General features: G+C 57.0%; 17 protein-coding genes and 1 tRNA gene. 8 read left to right on the plus strand and 10 right to left on the minus strand.

The features are described 5' to 3' along the window. The first annotated feature begins 46 nt into the window (after positions 1-46). Genes HMPREF2808_RS10295 through der form a run of 3 tightly spaced genes read left to right on the plus strand, consistent with a single transcriptional unit; the run spans position 47 to position 3280 of the window. Positions 47-964 carry a pseudouridine synthase gene (locus tag HMPREF2808_RS10295; protein WP_070624602.1) on the plus strand — a complete coding sequence of 306 codons (918 nt, stop codon included), beginning with the start codon at positions 47-49 and terminating at the stop codon, positions 962-964. Continuing rightward, the gene (gene cmk, locus HMPREF2808_RS10300) at positions 964-1665 is read left to right on the plus strand and encodes a (d)CMP kinase (RefSeq protein WP_070524805.1); all 702 of its coding nucleotides are present in this window, start codon (positions 964-966) and stop codon (positions 1663-1665) included. Before HMPREF2808_RS10295 ends, cmk begins: the two co-directional genes overlap by 1 nt. A 1-nt stretch (position 1666) precedes the next feature. Further along, positions 1667-3280 carry a ribosome biogenesis GTPase Der gene (gene der / locus HMPREF2808_RS10305; RefSeq protein ID WP_070596372.1) on the plus strand — a complete coding sequence of 538 codons (1614 nt, stop codon included), beginning with the start codon at positions 1667-1669 and terminating at the stop codon, positions 3278-3280. 38 nt (positions 3281-3318) lie between these two features. On the opposite strand, the gene HMPREF2808_RS10310 is transcribed toward der, so the two are convergent. The 6 genes from HMPREF2808_RS10310 to HMPREF2808_RS13835 all read right to left on the minus strand — a co-directional run bounded on the left by HMPREF2808_RS10310 (position 3319) and on the right by HMPREF2808_RS13835 (position 7928). After that, a complete protein-coding gene (locus tag HMPREF2808_RS10310) occupies positions 3319-3927 on the minus strand; it encodes a response regulator transcription factor (RefSeq protein ID WP_070596375.1) in 609 nt (202 codons plus the stop codon). Then, positions 3924-5036: a sensor histidine kinase gene (locus HMPREF2808_RS10315; RefSeq protein ID WP_070524812.1), complete on the minus strand. Its 1113-nt coding sequence runs from the start codon at positions 5034-5036 to the stop codon at positions 3924-3926. The genes HMPREF2808_RS10310 and HMPREF2808_RS10315 overlap by 4 nt, the downstream gene beginning before the upstream one ends. Then, positions 5033-5830: an ABC-2 transporter permease gene (locus HMPREF2808_RS10320; RefSeq protein WP_070596378.1), complete on the minus strand. Its 798-nt coding sequence runs from the start codon at positions 5828-5830 to the stop codon at positions 5033-5035. The genes HMPREF2808_RS10315 and HMPREF2808_RS10320 overlap by 4 nt, the downstream gene beginning before the upstream one ends. An 11-nt stretch (positions 5831-5841) precedes the next feature. Continuing rightward, positions 5842-6780 carry an ABC transporter ATP-binding protein gene (locus tag HMPREF2808_RS10325; RefSeq protein ID WP_070524816.1) on the minus strand — a complete coding sequence of 313 codons (939 nt, stop codon included), beginning with the start codon at positions 6778-6780 and terminating at the stop codon, positions 5842-5844. A gap of 88 nt (positions 6781-6868) precedes the next feature. Then, positions 6869-7711: a class I SAM-dependent methyltransferase gene (locus HMPREF2808_RS13150; protein WP_070708408.1), complete on the minus strand. Its 843-nt coding sequence runs from the start codon at positions 7709-7711 to the stop codon at positions 6869-6871. A 13-nt stretch (positions 7712-7724) separates the two neighbouring features. Continuing rightward, positions 7725-7928 (minus strand): hypothetical protein, encoded by a 204-nt coding sequence (locus HMPREF2808_RS13835; protein WP_154737134.1) that lies wholly within the window; start codon positions 7926-7928, stop codon positions 7725-7727. A gap of 94 nt (positions 7929-8022) precedes the next feature. Here HMPREF2808_RS13835 and HMPREF2808_RS10335 point away from each other — a divergent pair, with 94 nt between their 5' ends. Beyond that, a complete protein-coding gene (locus tag HMPREF2808_RS10335; protein ID WP_227486307.1) occupies positions 8023-8805 on the plus strand; it encodes a CE1 family esterase in 783 nt (260 codons plus the stop codon). Between the two features lie 18 nt (positions 8806-8823). Here HMPREF2808_RS10335 and HMPREF2808_RS10340 read toward each other — a convergent pair whose 3' ends face one another. Then, positions 8824-10122, minus strand: coding sequence for a site-specific DNA-methyltransferase (locus HMPREF2808_RS10340; RefSeq protein ID WP_083304458.1), 1299 nt, complete (start codon positions 10120-10122; stop codon positions 8824-8826). Between the two features lie 472 nt (positions 10123-10594). Here HMPREF2808_RS10340 and HMPREF2808_RS10345 point away from each other — a divergent pair, with 472 nt between their 5' ends. From HMPREF2808_RS10345 to HMPREF2808_RS10360, 4 genes are all read left to right on the plus strand, one after another. Beyond that, positions 10595-10774 (plus strand): antitoxin, encoded by a 180-nt coding sequence (locus HMPREF2808_RS10345; RefSeq protein WP_070524820.1) that lies wholly within the window; start codon positions 10595-10597, stop codon positions 10772-10774. Positions 10775-11052: 278 nt separating this feature from the next. Next, positions 11053-12462: a TetR/AcrR family transcriptional regulator gene (locus tag HMPREF2808_RS10350; protein WP_070524822.1), complete on the plus strand. Its 1410-nt coding sequence runs from the start codon at positions 11053-11055 to the stop codon at positions 12460-12462. A gap of 416 nt (positions 12463-12878) precedes the next feature. Then, positions 12879-14408 carry a prolipoprotein diacylglyceryl transferase gene (locus tag HMPREF2808_RS10355; RefSeq protein ID WP_246818568.1) on the plus strand — a complete coding sequence of 510 codons (1530 nt, stop codon included), beginning with the start codon at positions 12879-12881 and terminating at the stop codon, positions 14406-14408. Between the two features lie 401 nt (positions 14409-14809). Next, on the plus strand, positions 14810-15910 hold the full coding sequence (locus HMPREF2808_RS10360; protein WP_070624604.1) for a hypothetical protein: 1101 nt from the start codon (positions 14810-14812) through the stop codon (positions 15908-15910). Positions 15911-15988: 78 nt separating this feature from the next. Here the strand turns inward: HMPREF2808_RS10360 and HMPREF2808_RS10365 are convergent. From HMPREF2808_RS10365 to HMPREF2808_RS10375, 3 genes are all read right to left on the minus strand, one after another. After that, positions 15989-16062 (minus strand) — tRNA-Pro (locus HMPREF2808_RS10365). A gap of 87 nt (positions 16063-16149) precedes the next feature. Beyond that, positions 16150-16548, minus strand: a complete 399-nt coding sequence (locus tag HMPREF2808_RS10370; protein ID WP_070624605.1) for a YchJ family protein — start codon at positions 16546-16548, stop codon at positions 16150-16152. 6 nt (positions 16549-16554) lie between these two features. Next, entirely contained in the window at positions 16555-17733 is a 1179-nt protein-coding gene (locus tag HMPREF2808_RS10375) for a bifunctional alpha/beta hydrolase/OsmC family protein (RefSeq protein ID WP_154737139.1), read from the minus strand. Between the last annotated feature and the right edge of the window lie 47 nt (positions 17734-17780).

Genomic DNA, 17780 nt, shown 5'->3' on the forward strand with positions numbered 1-17780 from the left:
TTTCCGCGCGCCGCAAATTGAAGAACTATTGAGAGGACACATTCCCGTGACTCCACCCGCTCGCCGCGATGGCACACCGGAAAAGAAAAAGCGTGACAGCGACATGATCGTGTCGAACGCTAAGCCGGCCCGCCATCAGCATGTAAAGAAGAAGGCCACCGCAGAATCTATCGCCCGAGACTTGGGCGCGGACTGGCTGGGAGACGGTAAAAATAAGAAGGGCTCCCAGAACCAAGGCGAGCGCCTGCAAAAGGTCTTGGCAAAGGCCGGCGTTGCTTCGCGCCGCCATGCAGAGATCCTCATCGATGAGGGCCGCGTTGAGGTCAACGGCCAGGTCATCATCAAGCAGGGCACTCGTGTTAACCCCAACACGGACGTGATTCGCGTCGATGGCACACGCATCAACGTCAACGAGGAGACCCAATACTTCGTGCTCAACAAACCGCGCGGTATGCAGTCCACGATGTCGGATGACATGGGCCGTCCTTGCGTGGGAGATGTCGTGGCTGATCGCGTGGTAGCAGGCCAGCGCTTGTTCCATGTCGGACGCCTCGATGCGGATACCGAGGGCCTTCTCTTATTGACTAACGACGGCGAACTTGCCAACCGTCTCATGCATCCCAAGTATGAGGTGACCAAAACATACCTCGCGACTGTCCTTGGTGAAGCAGATAAGAAGCTCGTTCGTCAGCTGCGCGAAGGCATCGAATTGGACGATGGTCTTGCGCAGGCGGACTATGTGCAGATTGTGGACAAGAACCAGGGCTATTCGCTGGTGCGCGTCGAGTTGCACGAAGGCCGGAAGCACATCGTGCGCCGCATGCTTAAAGAAGCCGGGTATCCGGTCCAGCGTCTCGTGCGCACCAAACTCCACACGGTGCAGTTGGGTGATATGAAGCCCGGCTCCTTGCGTGCACTGAACTCCAACGAACTGACCAGCCTGTACAAGGCGGTGGGGATGTAATGATTTCAAATATGCCCAATCAAGGCCTCATTCTGGCTGTTGACGGTCCCTCCGGAACCGGTAAGTCCACGACGTGCCGAGCACTGGCCAAGAAGCTTGACGCCAAGTACGTCGATACCGGTGCAATGTACCGCGTGGCAACGCTTGCTGTGCTGCGCGCGGGTGTGGACCCAGCGGATACTGAGGCGGTGATTTCCACGACTGCTGACCTGCCTCTCGAGGTGTCTGATGATCCAGATTCCACCATGGTCGTCTTTGATGGCGAGGATGTCTCCCGCGTCATCCGAGAAGATGAGGTCACCCGCAATGTCTCGGCAGTTTCCGCCATTCCGGAAGTACGCCAAAACCTCGTTGAACTGCAACGTAAGCTTGCCGCCCAGGCTCACCGCGCGATAGTTGAAGGGCGCGATATCGGCACGGTTGTTCTTGCCGATGCCCCCGCGAAGGCTTTCATGACGGCTAGCGCCGAGGTCCGAGCACAGCGCCGTCATGACCAAAACCTGGCTGCCGGCATTGATTCGGATTTTGACTCCGTGCTTGCCGCCGTCGAACGGCGCGACGCCGCCGACTCTTCCCGCGCTACATCGCCGCTGCGCCCGGCGGAGGACGCGGTACTCGTTGATACGTCCGAGATGACCCGAGATGAGGTCCTTGACGCTCTCATTGCCGTCGTCAAAGAATCGGCTGCACAGGAGGCCTGACATGACTAATGAACCGCAGAATCCGGATGTAGATCCGGCGCAGCAGCCGGAAGACTTTGAGACGGAATTTCACTATCCGGCCGGAAAACTTGAAGAAGAGGTCGTACGCGATCCGCACGGCGGCTGGGCTCCGAAGGATTTCGACTCTGAAGACTTTGACTATGAATTCGACGAGTCTGAATTCAGCGAGGCCGATTTTGGTGAGGATGAGACCGAATTCGACGATGAGGCTCCGCTGAGCGAGGAAGAATGGGAAGCCCTATCCCACGCCTTTGGTGTCGGTGAAGGCCATACGGAGGAAAACCTGTGCACGGTGGCCGTAGTGGGCCGCCCGAACGTGGGCAAGTCTTCTCTGGTGAATCGCTTCCTTGGGCGCCGTGAAGCTGTTGTAGAGGACCACCCGGGCGTCACCCGTGACCGCGTGTCTTATGTAGCGGAGTGGAATGGCCAGCGCTTCTTTGTTCAGGACACCGGAGGTTGGGACCCGAACGTCAAGGGAATCCATGCCGCCATCGCCCGCCAGGCAGAGCAGGCGATGGAAACTGCCGACGTCATCGTATTCGTGGTGGACACCAAGGTGGGCATCACTGAGACCGATGCGGTTATGGCTCGGAAATTGCAGCGCTCCGAGGTCCCAGTCATCCTGGTATCCAACAAGTTTGATTCGGAAACCATGTATGCAGACATGGCCGAGTTCTACGCGCTTGGTTTGGGCGATCCGTGGCCAGTATCCGCTCAGCATGGTCGGGGCGGTGCCGACGTCCTCGATGAGATTCTCCGTTTGTTCCCTGCAGAACCGCGTCATTCCTCGATTACCTCCGGTCCTCGCCGCGTGGCGTTGGTGGGCAAGCCGAACGTGGGCAAGTCCTCCTTGCTGAACAAGCTGACGGCGGAGGAGCGCTCCGTGGTAGACAATGCTGCAGGCACCACGGTCGACCCAGTTGATTCCCTGGTGCAGCTAGACCAACGTTTGTGGAAGTTCATTGATACCGCAGGTCTGCGCAAGAAGGTTAAAAACGCGCAGGGCCACGAGTACTACGCCTCCTTGCGCACGCGCGGCGTGATTGATGCGGCCGAGGTGTGCGTCATGCTTATCGACGCTTCCCAAGAAGTCTCGGAGCAAGACCAACGCGTCCTCAACATGATTCTCGAGGCCGGAAAAGCCTTGGTTATTGCCTTTAACAAGTGGGACCTTGTGGATGAGGATCGCCGCTACTACCTAGAGCGCGAAATTGATGAGAACCTGCGCCACCTGCCGTGGGTGACCCGTGTGAATATCTCTGCTGAGACCGGGCGCGCCCTGCAAAAGCTTGAGCCCGCCATGATCGAGGCCCTAGAAAGCTGGGATCAGCGCGTGTCCACCGGTCAGCTCAACAATTGGATGCGTGACGCGATTGCCGCGAATCCACCGCCGATGAATAATAACCGCCTGCCGCGAGTGCTCTTTGCCACTCAGGCGTCGACGCAACCACCGACCATCGTGCTGTTTACAACCGGCTTCTTGGACGCTGGCTATCGTCGCTACCTAGAGCGTAAATTCCGTGAGCGTTTCGGTTTCCACGGCTCGCCCGTGCGCATCGCGGTGCGCGTGCGCGAGCGCCGCCAACGCCGATAGCTCCGCTAGCGGGCTGAAGGCGGAACCACGAAGAGGCCTCAAATCCACCCGTTTGCTTCGGCCCGCCGAGCAGCCTCGAAGCGATTTCCAGCCCGCGTCTTCGCCATGATGGCGGAGACGTGGTTGCGCACGGTCCCGCCGCTGAGGTGAAGTTGCGAAGCGATATCAGCGGAGCCGAGTCCACGGACTAACAGGCGGCATACCTCGATTTCTCGTTCGCTCAGTGGGTTGTCGGGGGCGAAGAGAATGTCCTGAGCAAGCTGCGGATCGATAACGCGCAAACCCGAATGGACACGGCGGATGGCATCAGCGAGTTCATCGGGAGGGGTGTCTTTGACGAGAAAGCCATCTATACCTGCTTCGAGAGCGCGTTTGACGTAACCGGACCGTCCAAATGTGGTGACGATAAGGCTCCGGCAGTCGGTGCTGGCGATACTCTTGGCAGCATCGATGCCGTTCATACCAGGCATCTCAATGTCGAGTAAAGCCACGTCAACGCTGTGCTTAGCGACGAGCTCCGCGACCTCTGTCCCAGAGCCACAGCCTGCAACGACTTCAATGTCCGGCTCGGTATTAAGGAGCGCGGTCAGCGCGCCGCGAACTAGAGACTGGTCCTCGGCAATGAGCACCCGGATGGCGTTCGTCAAAACTGCTTAACCTCCTGCGTATCAGGTCCTTTGAGCGTCACGCGGACTGTGGTCAAACCGCCGGCGCGCTCGATTGTGACCTCACCGCCGGCGGCTTCTGCCCGGCGGCGAAGACCTGCGAGGCCCGTGAGACCGGAAGCAAGTGCACGCGTAGCGTCTTCTGTGAAGCCACAGCCGTTGTCCATAACCTTGAGGGAGTTCTCCGTGAGTAGTACCCAGCATTCGGTAGCCCCAGAATGTCGCACGACGTTGGTGCTAAGCTCCCGTAACGCCCAGGAGAACAGATCTTCATGAGACTGTGGGTGCGTGAGGGTATCCGGAAGGTGAGTTTGTATTCCGGCGGTTTCGAGGATTCGGCGCGCAGCGTGAATCTCGCCGGCAAAGGTGGGGTTCTTCATACGAGTAACAGTCGAGCGGACTTCGGCGAGTGACATCCTTGACAGGGCGCTGATCTCCTCGAGCTCGGCAGCTGCCTTGGCGGGGTCGTGTTCGATGAGCCGACGGGCTACTTCGGATTTGAGGTTGATAGCAGTAAGCGAGTGGCCGAGAAGGTCATGGATATCGGAGGCAATATCTTCGCGTTGATGCGCCAGATCCAAATCATGGCGAAGAGCTGTCTCAGTGTCCTCGCGCTGGGACAACGCTCCGAGGACCAAGATGAGCAGCGGCCAGCCGAAGAGGATGATCGCGAGGTCCATAAAGCGAGGATTCTCGTAGATCCATGCGGGGATACCAGCAAGTATGCCGGTGAGCATAATAACCGTCGCGGCAGTCCTGAACGGTTGTGTATATGCTACGAGCGCTCCGAGATATGGGACGAAGGCGACAGCCCAGGCACCATATCCCGGAATAGATGCTAGGGCGAGTAGCGCGAGGATAACCCACCGAAGGGTGACGCGTTGATCCAAGGTCCAGCCGCGCGGAAAGAAGTCGACAGAACCAAAGGAGAGAAAATAGGCCACACAGAAAAGCACAGTGATGGCCACAGCCCAGGTCCGCTGAGCAGGCGTATAAGTGGGAAGGAACAAGACCTGGAGAAGGACAAGCAGGAGAAAGATCAACCAAATAGCTGCGAAAGCGGCATTGCGAACCTTGAAGCTACTCATCATGCTCGGTTCTTGTCGCGCTTGTGAAGAATCAGGCACAACCCGACGAAAACCATTGTCCATACAGCGATATTAACCCATGCGTACCATAGCGGGTCTTCAATAAAGAGCTGCTCGCTATTGATCATTTGGGCGCCTTCAGACAAAGGCCCACGCGAAAGAGCCTGTGCGCCGTACATCGGAGTGAATCGTCCGACCACGAGTAGCGATTCTTTTAGCGGCATGAAAACATTTCCGGCGAAGGCGAGAATGACAATAGTGGATGTCGTGATAGAGACGGTGTTTTCTGAGGGAAAGAGCATGGCACAGGCCATGCCGTAGAAGCCGAAGGGGATAGCGCAGGCGACGGTAGCAAGAAATGCTAATGCCCACTGGGTCGGTTGCATGCTTGCTGCGGTGAGTGCACCGGTAATGAAGACAGCGGCGATCGGTAAGATCGCGCGGACCGCGATATTGAGGAAATTGGAAATCCCTAGCTGGGAAGAGCGCAGGGGAGTGAGCGCCAATTGCCGGCCCCATCCTGCACGGTTTTCTGCAACCATGGAGCCGGCGGCGCCAACAGCACCTGTAGCACCGGCATAGAGCGCCATGCCGATCATCACCAGGGCAGCAACATTTCCGCCGTTAAACTCGACTTGGCCGTATTCTTGCATGGCGCCGAAGAGAATATAGAAGATGATTGGAAGGCCAACGCTGAAAAAGAGCGTAGGCAGGTCGCGACGTAGCCGCTTTAAGTCGTGGGCAGCGTAGTTGAGGGTGGTGCGAAGAGTAGGGTGCGCAGCGGTGTGGGGGCTCATGTGAAATCTCCTTATCGCGTGGTGTTACTGGATGTAGCGTTGTAGAGCTCGAGGAAGGAATCCTCCAAGCTGTGTCCTGTGATAGTGATGTCGCGAGCAGTGGTTTCGTTAAGCAGGTAGCGTGCCACCGCATCAGAGTCTCGAGCAGTGATGACCAGCCCCGTGTCTGTTTGCTCTTGGTGGATAGCTCCGGGAAGTAGGTTGGCCGTCAGCACATGTGGTACCTCGCCGGGAAAGGTGGCCCGGACGATGCGGGTGGAGTTGGAGTTGCGGATCTCTTCTGTCGAGCCATCGGCTTGAATGTGGCCCTTGTTGAGCATGATGATGCGCTGGGCAAAGGTCTCGGCTTCTTCTAGGTAATGGGTGGTGAGCACGATGGTGCGGCCGGCATCTGCCTCTTCGCGCATAGTTTCCCAGAAGTGGTGTCGGGCACCGGCGTCCATCCCCGTAGTTGGCTCGTCGAGAAGCAGCACTTGCGGATCTCCTAAGAGAGCCAGTCCGAAGCGAAGGCGTTGTTGCTCACCACCGGAACATTTGCTCACGCGGCGCGACAGGATATCTCCTAGATTTGCGCGCTCGATGATGTCGTCAAACGCACGGTGAGATGGGAAGGCCGCGCCGAGGAGCTCGAGGGTTTCCTTGACGGTGATGTTAGGAAGAAGGCCGCCGGATTGCATGACGGCTCCTATGCGTCCGCTTTTAATAGCGGTCTGTGGGCTTTCTCCGAGCACCTGGATAGTGCCGGATGTCGGTGTTGTCAGGCCCAGGATGAGATCAATAAGCGTCGTTTTTCCGGCGCCGTTCGTTCCCAGCAGGCCAACGATTTCGCCCCGATGAATGGAAAGGGAGACGTCGTGAAGCGCTTGTACAGGATTGGGCGAGGCCGCATTAAAAACCTTGCTGACGCCATTGACGTCAATGACTGGTAGGAGAGTGCGTGTTGTGCTCATATCTTCACGCTATGGTGGGCAGATATGTGCAGCGTAGACGTGGTGTCACCAATTAGACGTGACAGTTGTCATGGTTGGGGCGGGCTGGCTACTCGCCAGCGCGGGCCAATAAGAACGCATCCGTCCGATAAGGAATGCGAAGGACTTGGCCGGGGCGAAAGCCCATGTGTTCGAAGAGGTACCAGTTGAGGTTATGTGTCATGCGTTCATGGATCTTTTGGCCATTGCGAAGCCAATATGAGCGAGTATGCATAAGAGCATGAAGGCCTTCGGGGCTCAGCTCGTGTTCCCACGTCAAGCGGAGCTCTTGGCGAAGCGTCCATGGTTCACAAAAAGCGGGATAGAACCCGGGACGGTGGACATCTCCGGAATGCATGATGCGGGAAAGACGCAGGACCCACGGGTCCGCATTGACGTCCAGAGTGTTCCACACCAAGAGGACTTTTCCGTTGGGGCGGAGAACCCGGTCAAATTCTGCACAGGCTCGTTGGACGTCAACCCAATGCCAGGTCTGCGCGCAGGTGAGGGCGTCGAGGGAGGCGTCGGCAAGCGCAGTGTTCTCGGCAGTTGCACGCCAGCACGGCACCCCGAGGCGGTTTAGGACTCGGGTCATGTCAGGGGATGGATCGCTGGCGTAGACAACGGGGTTGCTTAGTGATTCAGTGAGCTTTCCGGTGCCTGCGCCAACATCGAGGACAGTCCGCGCGGAGGCAATGAGCCGTGATACCTCCTGCGGGTAACCAGGACGCACGTCATGATAGGCGTCGGCGCCGTGACTGAATGATTGGGCAGAACGAAGACGCTGCTGAACTGTGTTGAAGCTCGGTGCCTCTTTCCCCGAAGCCGGGCGATAGCTGGGGTAATGCTCGGGAACCGGGAAAGGGGATGAGGCGCTGGGGGAATCAGTTGATTCGGAAGGAGTTGGGCTCATGATGCTCCTAAATCTACCGCGGTGCTGCAGGTTCGTGGATGTCGGTGGGATGTTTTAAGGTGGACGAGGATATTTTCCCGAGGGCGAGCGTGGCGAGGCAAATGATGAGTGAAGATTCTGCAGCATGGCTGCGGTGTTCGCGCACGCTGGCTGGGATCATCTCAACCGCAGCTTGCGTCATGGCGCTGGTCTCGTGCAGCTCGCCTGAAGAAGACACGACTACTTCTCCATCAACAGCAGAGTGGAGAAGTGACCTCGGTTTTCCCGTCGCCCCTATGCTCGTTGGCCCCGACCCCGGGCACACGAAAAAAATGAAGTTGGCCTCCGGACGTAGTTTTCTCCTCCACGTGCCCGAAAACTACACTGCAGATCGATCCTGGCCGGTCCTGTTGTCCTTCCACGGTTATACAGATTCTCCGGAAAACATGGAGCAATACAGCCAGTTTGATGCGGCTGACGCCATAGTCGCCTACCCTGCAGGGGAAAATGCGGCGTGGGCTCCGGCACCTTATGCTGCTACCAGCGCGGAAGAAGACCTAGAATTCGTGCGAGCAATCGTGGACAGCCTGCGCGCGACTTATGAGGTAGACGATAACGCTATCTTCGCTGCGGGCCTGTCCAATGGAGGAGGATTCGCGGCATTCTTAGCCTGCCGTATGCCGGGGACGTTTCGTTCGGTAGCTACTGTATCGGCGGCTTATTACGAAGGCATCCATACGGATTGCTCAGACAAGCCTGTTGGCCGTTTGGATATTCACGGTACAAAAGACCCCGTTGTCAACTATGAGGGCGGCGTGCGGCACGAGACTGCTTATGCTTCGGTCGCAGAAGTGCTCGGGCAGCATCAGCGTCGTAACAAGTGTCGTGGCGACGTTGAGTCCGTACGTCTCACAAACGGTGCCACCAGAGAGACATGGACTGCCTGCCAAGCACCGCTGCAGCACATTCGCATCGAAGGCGGATCCCACGTGTGGCCTGGTGGAAACAACGCTACGAAAACTGAGGTGGGTAAAGGTTTTGCCACCGACGCGGTACTAGACTTCTTCGGTATCCCCGGCCGGCCTGCAGACACCGAGGAACACGGAGTGGCCTAGGATTGATTCCTTCGTGGACTACTCGCTCAGCGTGTAGTGATTAAAGGGGATGCCGAGGGAGCGAACCCGCGCTAAGCAGATATCTGCCACCGTTTTATAACCAGCTTGGTGCGCGGCACTGGTGGTTTCCGTGGGGGCCGGAATCTGTACGAGGTGAAAGGAGCGTTGGCCGCCATCCTCGCGATTGAGCTCGACGACGGCCTGCGCGGTGGTGCCAGAGCCAGCAAAAAAGTCGAGGACTACCGCGTTGGGGCCGCCGGCGATTGCGATGAGGTGCTTGATAAGCCGCACTGGTTTGGGAAAATCGAATACGCCTTTAACACCGAGTGCCTCTTCAGCGTCACGACGGCCTGTACGGGTTACACCGAATCGTTCCCCGTCCAGTATGGAGCGTGGGCGCGCACCCTTCTTTTCATAGTTTTTGGTATAGACAAAGCCGCGTCTGAAAACCAGGTCGTCATAGTGCTTATCAACTTTGTCCCGCCCCCAACGCCAGCGCGCGACCTTCGACTTCCCGTCGGGTTGATGAGGCCAGTATTTATCACCATTCGGACCGACGATGGGAAAGTCGAGGCTTGGTAGATAACCCAAGGTCTTGGAATCTAGGCGAACGAGGGAATAGTTACCCTTCTCATCGCGATGGTTGTAGCGGGTCGATGTCTGCGCCCCTAGATCAACATTGAACCCGGAGTTTTCCGGAGATTTAGCGTAGCAAAGGACATATTCGTGCTCTTGGACGGCATATCTTGAATCATTCTTTCCAGTACCGCCTTTTTTCCAAATGAGCTGGCTTGCAAAGCAATCCTCGCCGAAAACCTCGTTGAGGAGTAGGCGTACATGGGCACATTCTGATTCGCCGATCGAAACCACGATGAATCCTGTGTCTGCGAGTACTTCACGCGCAAGGATCAGTCGCGGAAGCATCATAGAAAGCCATTCGGCATGCCATTGACCAAAGTGCTCTGAGCGCATTTCTCGCCGTTGGCGGAAGTTGTCGCGATAAACAAAATCCTTGCCGGTGTTATACGGCGGGTCGATATAGATGACGTCGGCCTTCATACCGCGGGCAACAAAGCTCTTGAGCGCGGATAGATTATCGGCGACGGTGACTGAATTGGTGGTGGAATCCGAGCCGCTTATCAACGTTTGCCTCCCCGCAGCTTGAGAGGCAGCAAGCGCAGCGGCAGCATTCTTTCCGGGCCACACTAAGCCAAAGGCTGAGTCATCGTTTGTGGGTATTTCTAGCCCATGAGAGGGCGTCGAAGAATCAGGTTGTGTAGCGGGTCGGGGAGTTGGCTCAGAATGAGGGGAAGGCATTGTGGGCAGGTTTGTACTTTGGCGATTGATCTACGGACGAGGGTATGTGCGTTAATTATTGCGCAAAGAACTGAGCGCGGAGCGCAGCCAAAGAAGTGTGTCCTAGAGTGCACAGCAATGCTAACGAAAGCGCGCCTGCTTTTACCAAGTTGTTGAACGAAAAGGGGTAGGTGGAGGGGGTAAACGGATGCGCCGACCCTGAGAATTCTTAGAGTGCTGCTTTGGGTGGGAACGGTACGTCTCATAACTAGGGTGATTAATAACTCGTGTGGCGAAGACTCTGGTGCGTCGGTACGGTGGAGTCTCGTGATGGCTCGCAACGTGAATGCCGCGGTCGATAGTGCACTTGTTCGTAGTGTGCGGAGCCGATCGATGGGGTTCACGCCTACTGATCGGTTGTAGCCGCAGGCGTATTGACACGTTGGTAGCTAGCACGGTTAGAAACAGTAAAAGCAACGAAAGGATTGTAGGAATGGGTATTTTTGACAAGGCAAAGGACGCGCTGAACTCCGATAAGGGCGAGCAGGTTTCGGACAGCGCACTGGACAAGGGCGCTGATCTTGCTAAGGGTAAGCTCGGCGAAGATAAGGCCGATAAGATTGACTCTGCTCGCGACCAGCTCGATGATCGTATCGGTAACGAGGGCGCTTAAGTCCTAAAAATTGAGGGCGGAGGCAGTGTGCCTGGTACCCTGACGTCGCAGGAGTAAGAACCCACTGCCTCTGAAATGCCACGCTAGGCTCGCTCTATAAGTCCTGTCCACGATGTGGGCAGGACTGTATAAGTTTTGTAGCAATGTATATGTTGGTTTCGGCTGGGACATAATATGGGCGAGTTGATAGAGAAAAGGAATCTGAGAGAAACCTTTAAATCCTCCTATGTTGTGTTTATGAATATAAAATCGGTCATTTCCTAGGTAGGCTGAACACTGTGAATACTTCAGTAGGTGTGGAACAAAGTAGCCAGCCCTTTAAGCAGCTTCTGATTGAGCAAGCTGGCCGGGTCATTGCTAAGGCGGGCATCGATGAAGTGCGCCTTCGGGAGGTTGCTGACCAGGTTGATGTGCCTCTTGCGGAAGCTCAGGCACTTTTTGCTTCCGAAGCGGAACTCGTCGAGGCAACTAAGCACTCTCTCAATGATGCACTGACGTCAACTATTGATGTGCACCTACAAGGATTGCCCGAAAATGCGACCGCGGTAGATAAGCTTCGTGCTACCGCGCTGTCCTACTTTTCTTTTGCGGTCGAGGACCCATCCTCTTTTGCGGCTTTTACTGCTGTCTACGCTTCTCCCCGCACGGGATTGACGGCTGAGGACTTTGCTAGCCGTGATGGAGAGGCTGACACCTGCCCCATTATGCGTATTCTTTTTGACCTGACTAAAGACGCTATTAAAGAATCCGGCGGCACGGAGCTCGATGCCTATGGGACGCTGCTCTCCGCTCTGTCGATATTCTCCCACCTACACGGCGTTACACAGCTTGCAGCCGAAGGGATTCTGCGCTACCTCTCGCCAGCGGCGAAAAAGCAAACCTTTAGTGCTGTCATGGATACGCTGAGCGTTGGTCTTTATCCCTTTTTTAGGGGCGAGCGTATCAAGCGCGCCGAACCTTGCGGCCTGGCAGGGGAGCAGCCTGAAACACTCCTAATCAGTGCAGAAAACTTTCCGCGGGGGACTGAAGAAGAGCAGCGGAGAGCTCTGCTCCGAGGTGCCGTTGAGGAGGCTCTAGACCACGGCGTGACTGGCTTGCATATCGGTGGCGCCGCAAAACGAGCAGGACTTAGCGTCCAAGAGGCTGAACACCTTATTGAAAGCGACCAAGAGCTGGCGAGTTTCTTGGAGCGCTATTTGGACAAAATCAACTATGAGTTCATTTACCGTCAGGTAGCCGCGTTGCCGCAGGACGCTAGCGCAGTGTCGAAGATTAAAGCTACGGGCTATGGATATGTCTCGCATGCTTTGCATGACCCGCAAGGATTTGAGGCGCTCATTAAGATCGCATCCGGCCCGATCGTGCCCATGTCGTTTGAGGATGACTTCCTGCCAAACGCGAATAAAGCGGTCGAGCTTCAACGTGATTTCAGCGAGTTCGGCCGAGCCTTTGGGTTCATTATGTCTCTCGTACGCGAGGCTATCGATGAGGTGGACGGGCCGCGCACTCCATGGGTTCTTTTTACATTAGTGATTTCAGTGTGGGCTGGCGCCCACGGTCTTGCCATGCTGAGCACCAACGGGCCATTGCGTGGGTATAATTCCGATTTTATTTTTGGAATTCTGACTCAGTATATGGATATCGAACTCGGCGGCATCATGCGAAGCCTCAATGGCATGGCAGGCTAGTTCAGTGAAATGAGCGTGCGGGATGCTCAACTGAGAGTGATTCGCATCATATTCCTCCCCACTTTCTTAGAGTGAAAGTGGGGATTCTTTTGTCAATATCTGAGGGTGGCTGCACCTTGTCGGGGTGGTGTGGACGTGGGCTTTGGCTGGGCGCATTCATTGCGTGAAGGGGGTAGAAATCGGTCTGGAGCGACTAATGTTTACGGCGTGAACTGCAAAGATGTCGATGGCCGGTGTCTCTGAATGGGGGTAGCAAGTAGTTGCTCAAGTGTAGAAAATATACTCTGCAGGTTGTATGGTGGCCACGTCCGAACTTTAATCGCAAGCCTTATAAGGCTAAGCGGGTTTTCACTTCAGTTTAAGAAAGACTAACTATGCGCCCTACTCGCTCTCGCATTGTCGCCACTGTAGCGGCAGTGGCTACCTTTTCTTCCGTTATCGTTGCTCCTCAGGCAATTGCGGTAGAGGAACCGGCAGAATCTTCCTTCGTTCACGAGGAGAATGGCACTGGCACTCTTGATGTCAACGGCACTGCCTTCGACGAAGACGGCAACCTGGTTGATGAAGACAACGCTGGTGATAACGCGATTGAAGAGCTTGACCGCGACTCTCGCAACAACGACATCAGCTTTTATGACGCGGAAAACAGCAAACCGACGACGCTTGATGAGCTGAAGAGCACTGAAGCATCGACGGCTGACGCTTCGATCAAGGTCGTCGAGAAGGACGGCAAGCTGGTCTGTGAGATTTCTGATGCTCCTGGTAAGGAAGGCGAGATTCTTGAGCGCAAGCTCGACCTAGCTCGTGCATTCTATGATGGCGGCAACAAGCTGCTGCAGACCGTATGGGAAGTTATTCCTGTTGTCGGCGATCTCGTCCCGTCGGACTTCATCAAGAAGATTGGCGCAAGCTCGTGGGAGCGGATCGCTGAAATGGTCCGTGAAGGCGAGAAAGACAAGGATGTCACGTGGGACCTCGCACGTGCGCAGGGCATGGCTATCGCAAAGATCGAGAACTCCGATGCTGATGTCGATTTGAAGAACCCGGATGCGGCGAAGAAGACCGTCTCTGGGCTCATCAAGTTTGCTGATGGTGCTTTCGGTACTGGAGTGGCTACCGTATTGAAGGTTTTTAATGCCGCCGTTACGATTGCTGGCCTTTTCCCGGGCGCTAGTGCCGCTAAGGACTTGAAGCTGAGCGATACTCAGCGCAAGGAAATTGAGTCCACCCTGTCTGGTATCTCGACCGCGGCTTCTGCGTTGGCCGAGGTTAACGCACCGGCTGGACAGAAGTGTGCGGACATGCTCAATGGCAAGCAGGTCAGCGACGAAGCGCCGGATTCCACCTCGACAACCGAGTCCTCTGAGCCTTCTGAGTCCGCCGAGCCTTCTGATTCCGAGAAGCCCTCCGAGTCCACTGAGCCTTCCGAGTCGAGTGAACCCTCCGCATCAGATGAGGCTTCTGAGTCCGCAGAGTCGACTGCGCCTGAATCTACTGAGTCCGAGGCGGCCGAACCTGAGGATCCGACGCAGGAATCCGAGCCTGCTTCCACTACCTCGGCCCCTGTAGATTCCGATGATGAGGATAATAGCGGTGAAGACGGGGAGCCTGGCCGCGAGGGCAAGGACGGCGCCGACGGCAAGGATGGCCGTGACGGTCGCGACGGCCGCGATGGGCGTGACGGCAAGGACGGCGCCGACGGCAAGGATGGTCGCGACGGCCGCGATGGGCGTGACGGCAAGGATGGCATCAACGGCCGCGATGGCGTCGACGGCAAAGATGGTAAAGATGGCGAAGACGCTGATATGTCCTCCGCTGTTGGTTACTCATTCCTTGGAGCGATTCTCGGTGGCGGTCTAATCGTTTCCATCTTCGGCGCTGTTGATTACCTCTACCTGCTGGGCTACCTGCCCAAGGAAGGCATTCCGTGGCGCGCTAACCGCTAAGACCAACTCGTAGTTCCAGCCTGAGCAGAGAAATCTCAGGCAGAGCACTACAGAACAGCCCCATTGCATCCGCAGTGGGGCTGTTTGCATGAGCGATTGAAGGGTAGGCAAGCGCAGTATTGGGTCAAAGCTCGCTGTTTATAGCAGCGTGAGTGCGCATTTCAGAGCTGCCCGTGATGGCGTTTACCCTCCCGTCGGGATGGCACAATGAACACAGCGGTGTTGACCAGATGGCTTCTCGCAATAAGCGCACCATTTCTGTGGCGGTTCTAGGAGCTGAGAAGGTCGTTAACACCGGACTATAGAGTGGCAAGTGTGACTGGAACAGTTCTTTAAGCACTAATTTCTCTTTCATGCGCCACGCCGTTCGCGGTGCCGCCGACCCATTGGAGGTGAAGTAGGTGGGCAAATCAGCTCAGCTCGCAACTATGAAGCACTCGCGGAGGCGGCCGCGCCGGTGGTGGGCAATCGGCGTAATCCTGCTCGTCGTCGTGATCATCGCCGGCAGCGTACACGTGGCGCGTAATACCGCAGGGATATCCGCGGGAGAGCTGGACCCGATTGATCGGTGCGCCTTAGAGGAGTACTCGGAATACGCCGCTGCCGTAGAGGATGCTCCAGATTCTGCGGCCTGGCTCAATGCGGCTGCGACCGAGCACCCCACGCTGCTAATCAGCAGGAAGACCCACTTTTCGTACCTGATCAACCCCTCCCAAGAAGTCTCTTCGCCCTTCGCTGCTCCTGTAGACATGGGCGATAACCCCGCCGGCCTCGAGGTCTATCGGTTGGACCGGATCTACCCGAGGCTGTGGCCGATTAAGATTGCCGGCGGCAACTTCAACACGGTGGGCGAGACCACGACGGTCCAGGGGAGCGATGTCTACTACCTCAAATTCGGCGAGGATCATTTCGACAAGCAATTCTCCTCAGAGCATTTCATTACCTTCTTCGCGCATGAGTCCTTCCACTTCTACGGTCAAGCTCGGTGGGCTTTGGACTCGCGTGTCTTTGGCGAGCTCTCCCCGCATGGGGTGGAGCTGCTCGACGAGAGAATGCGGCTGCTCGATTCAGTCCGCGACGCGGGTGCAGACCAAGCTCGGCTGAGAGAACTGGCCACAGAATTGCTCGCTCTGGAAAAGGAACGCCTAGCTGCAGATCCTGACTACGTCAGCCAAGAACACTGGATGGAAACCGTGGAAGGCACGGCTACCTACCTCGGGATAATGGCCTCACGTGTGGTGGGGTATGACTTTGGCCCCATGTACTTCGACAATACTAAGGAAGCGCGTTTTACGGACGTTGTTCCGTTCCTAGAGTCCGGGCAGATCGACAATGACTTTCTGCGCAATCGATTGCCATATGAGGCCGGCGCTCAGTTGTGTTTGCTGCTTGCAGCATTAGCGCCGAGCGGGGAATGGCAGGCCTTTCTCAATGAACAATCTCCGGATTCTCGCCGCACGCTTATCGACGCCCTGGGCCACGTCCTTAGCCAAGAGAAGTAGATCCGCTAAACAGGGCCGCCAATAAACTGGGCGAAAAAGAAAGGCTGGTCAGAAAAGCTCTGACCAGCCTGGATGCTGTCGGACTAACAGGATTTGAACCTGCGACCCCTACACCCCCAGTGTAGTGCGCTACCAAACTGCGCCATAGTCCGCCGCCGCACCATTTGGTGCAACTGCTACAGATTACACCAGCGGTATTCGCTTCGACAAATCCCAGGTTGACGCGTGTTTTGAAGGCTCTAGAACTCGCCGGTGGAGTAGACCCACTGCCCGTCTTGTCTGCGGAAAAAGGAGCGTTCCCGCTGAGAGCCTTGTGCGGCGCCCTTATAGAAGGCCTCGAACTCAACGACGCCGGTATCGTCCAAGGGGCCGCCGGCGACGGTATCGATAATATCGAGGCGGTAAAAGCGGATGCCGTTATCTGCGAGGTTGAGGCGCTCAGGGCGGGTCTCTGGGTCCCAGGTACGGAGCAAATAGTCCTCATCGCCGGTCACGAAAGCACTGAACCGCGAGCGCATGAGTGCCTCCGCCGAGGGTGCGGGCGTGCCGGCGTGGTAGCGCGAGCAGCACTCGCTAAACGTCAAGCCGGTTCCGCAGGGACAGCGGGCAGCCGGATCAAGAGGGTTGAGAACAATCATGTGAATCTATTGTGCCGCGGTTGTCACGGTGGTGGTCACCTCGACGGTGAGGAGGGAGTCGATGGTGGTGGACGTGGAGGCGTCGCCAAGCGCGCGTTGTTGATCCGCGCTAAGGGAGGCAGGAAGTGTCACCGTACGTGTGAATCGGGATTCGGACTCTTGGGTAATGCTGACGGACACAGCTTCGAGAGCCTTCGCGCCGATCTTCTGTGCCTTGCCCGCCGCCTTGATGGCCTGGGTGCTTGCCACAGCCAGTGCGGACATGAGGAGGCCTTCAGCGGTAAAACCTTGGCCCTTGCCGCCGCTTTTCTTCGTGCGGTCAGCGGTCACAGAACGGTCGTTGTGGCGTACTACGACGCCCATCCTCGTGCCCACCGCAGGGATTGCCACCGCGGAGTCATCTGCGACCGGCGCGGGAAGATTCTCCGGAACGATGAACTGCTCCGCCCACGCGCCAATCAGGTCCGCAGCGCGTGCGGCGGCGCCTTGCTTGGTGACGAGGTGATCAGCCTTATCCAAGGCGACCAAGGACTTGGGGTAGCGCGTGGTGCGGAAAATGTTCTGCGCATTGTCGATGCCAACGGTCTGATCAATGGGGGAGTGCAGCACCATCAGGGGCTTGCGTAGGCGCGGAAGGTACTCCTCCGGGTTGGTCTCAGCAAGGTCTTCGAGGAAAAGGCGCGAAATGGTTAGCGCGCGGCCGCCCAAGGTGACCTCTACCTCGCCATTGGCGTCGACCTCGCCAATCTTGTCGGCGTAGTGCAGTACAGAGTGCGCGGGATCGAAAGGAGCGCCGATGGTGGCGACGGCCTTAAGGGAACGAATGCCGTTGGCCGCCGCGAGGGCAGCGGCGCCGCCCAGCGAGTGCCCCATGAGGAGCTGCGGTGCGGAGTAGTTCTGGGCCAGCCACTCGGCGGCGGCCTGGATGTCTGCAACGTTTTGGCTGAAACAGGTATCAGCGAAATTTCCCTCGGACTGTCCCAAGCCTGGGAAGTCGAAGCGCAGGGTGGCGATGCCAAAGTTTGTCAGCTGCTTGCTCACGCGGGCGGCGCCGGGGGTATGGCGCGAGCCGGCAAAGCAGTGCGCAAAGATGGCGAAGGCTTGCGGAGGGGAGTCTGGGAAATCGATGGTTCCGGCCATCGTGGTACCGGTGCTGGAGGGGAGCGACACGTTCACGGATTGCATGCCCACAAGGATATAAGGGCAACTGCACGCCTGCGAACCGGGGTTGA

This window comes from Corynebacterium sp. HMSC078A10 (assembly GCF_001811565.1).
GTDB classification, from domain to species: domain Bacteria; phylum Actinomycetota; class Actinomycetes; order Mycobacteriales; family Mycobacteriaceae; genus Corynebacterium; species Corynebacterium hesseae.

Coding starts and splice junctions, on each gene's coding strand:
- cmk (WP_070524805.1), top strand. CDS start 964: ATGATTTCAAATATGCCCAATCAAGGCCTCATTCTGGCTGTTGACGGT.
- der (WP_070596372.1), top strand. CDS start 1,667: ATGACTAATGAACCGCAGAATCCGGATGTAGATCCGGCGCAGCAGCCG.
- HMPREF2808_RS10315 (WP_070524812.1), bottom strand. CDS start 5,036: ATGATGAGTAGCTTCAAGGTTCGCAATGCCGCTTTCGCAGCTATTTGG.
- HMPREF2808_RS10320 (WP_070596378.1), bottom strand. CDS start 5,830: ATGAGCCCCCACACCGCTGCGCACCCTACTCTTCGCACCACCCTCAAC.
- HMPREF2808_RS10325 (WP_070524816.1), bottom strand. CDS start 6,780: ATGAGCACAACACGCACTCTCCTACCAGTCATTGACGTCAATGGCGTC.
- HMPREF2808_RS13150 (WP_070708408.1), bottom strand. CDS start 7,711: ATGAGCCCAACTCCTTCCGAATCAACTGATTCCCCCAGCGCCTCATCC.
- HMPREF2808_RS10335 (WP_227486307.1), top strand. CDS start 8,023: ATGAAGTTGGCCTCCGGACGTAGTTTTCTCCTCCACGTGCCCGAAAAC.
- HMPREF2808_RS10340 (WP_083304458.1), bottom strand. CDS start 10,122: ATGCCTTCCCCTCATTCTGAGCCAACTCCCCGACCCGCTACACAACCT.
- HMPREF2808_RS10345 (WP_070524820.1), top strand. CDS start 10,595: ATGGGTATTTTTGACAAGGCAAAGGACGCGCTGAACTCCGATAAGGGC.
- HMPREF2808_RS10370 (WP_070624605.1), bottom strand. CDS start 16,548: ATGATTGTTCTCAACCCTCTTGATCCGGCTGCCCGCTGTCCCTGCGGA.
- HMPREF2808_RS10375 (WP_154737139.1), bottom strand. CDS start 17,733: ATGCAATCCGTGAACGTGTCGCTCCCCTCCAGCACCGGTACCACGATG.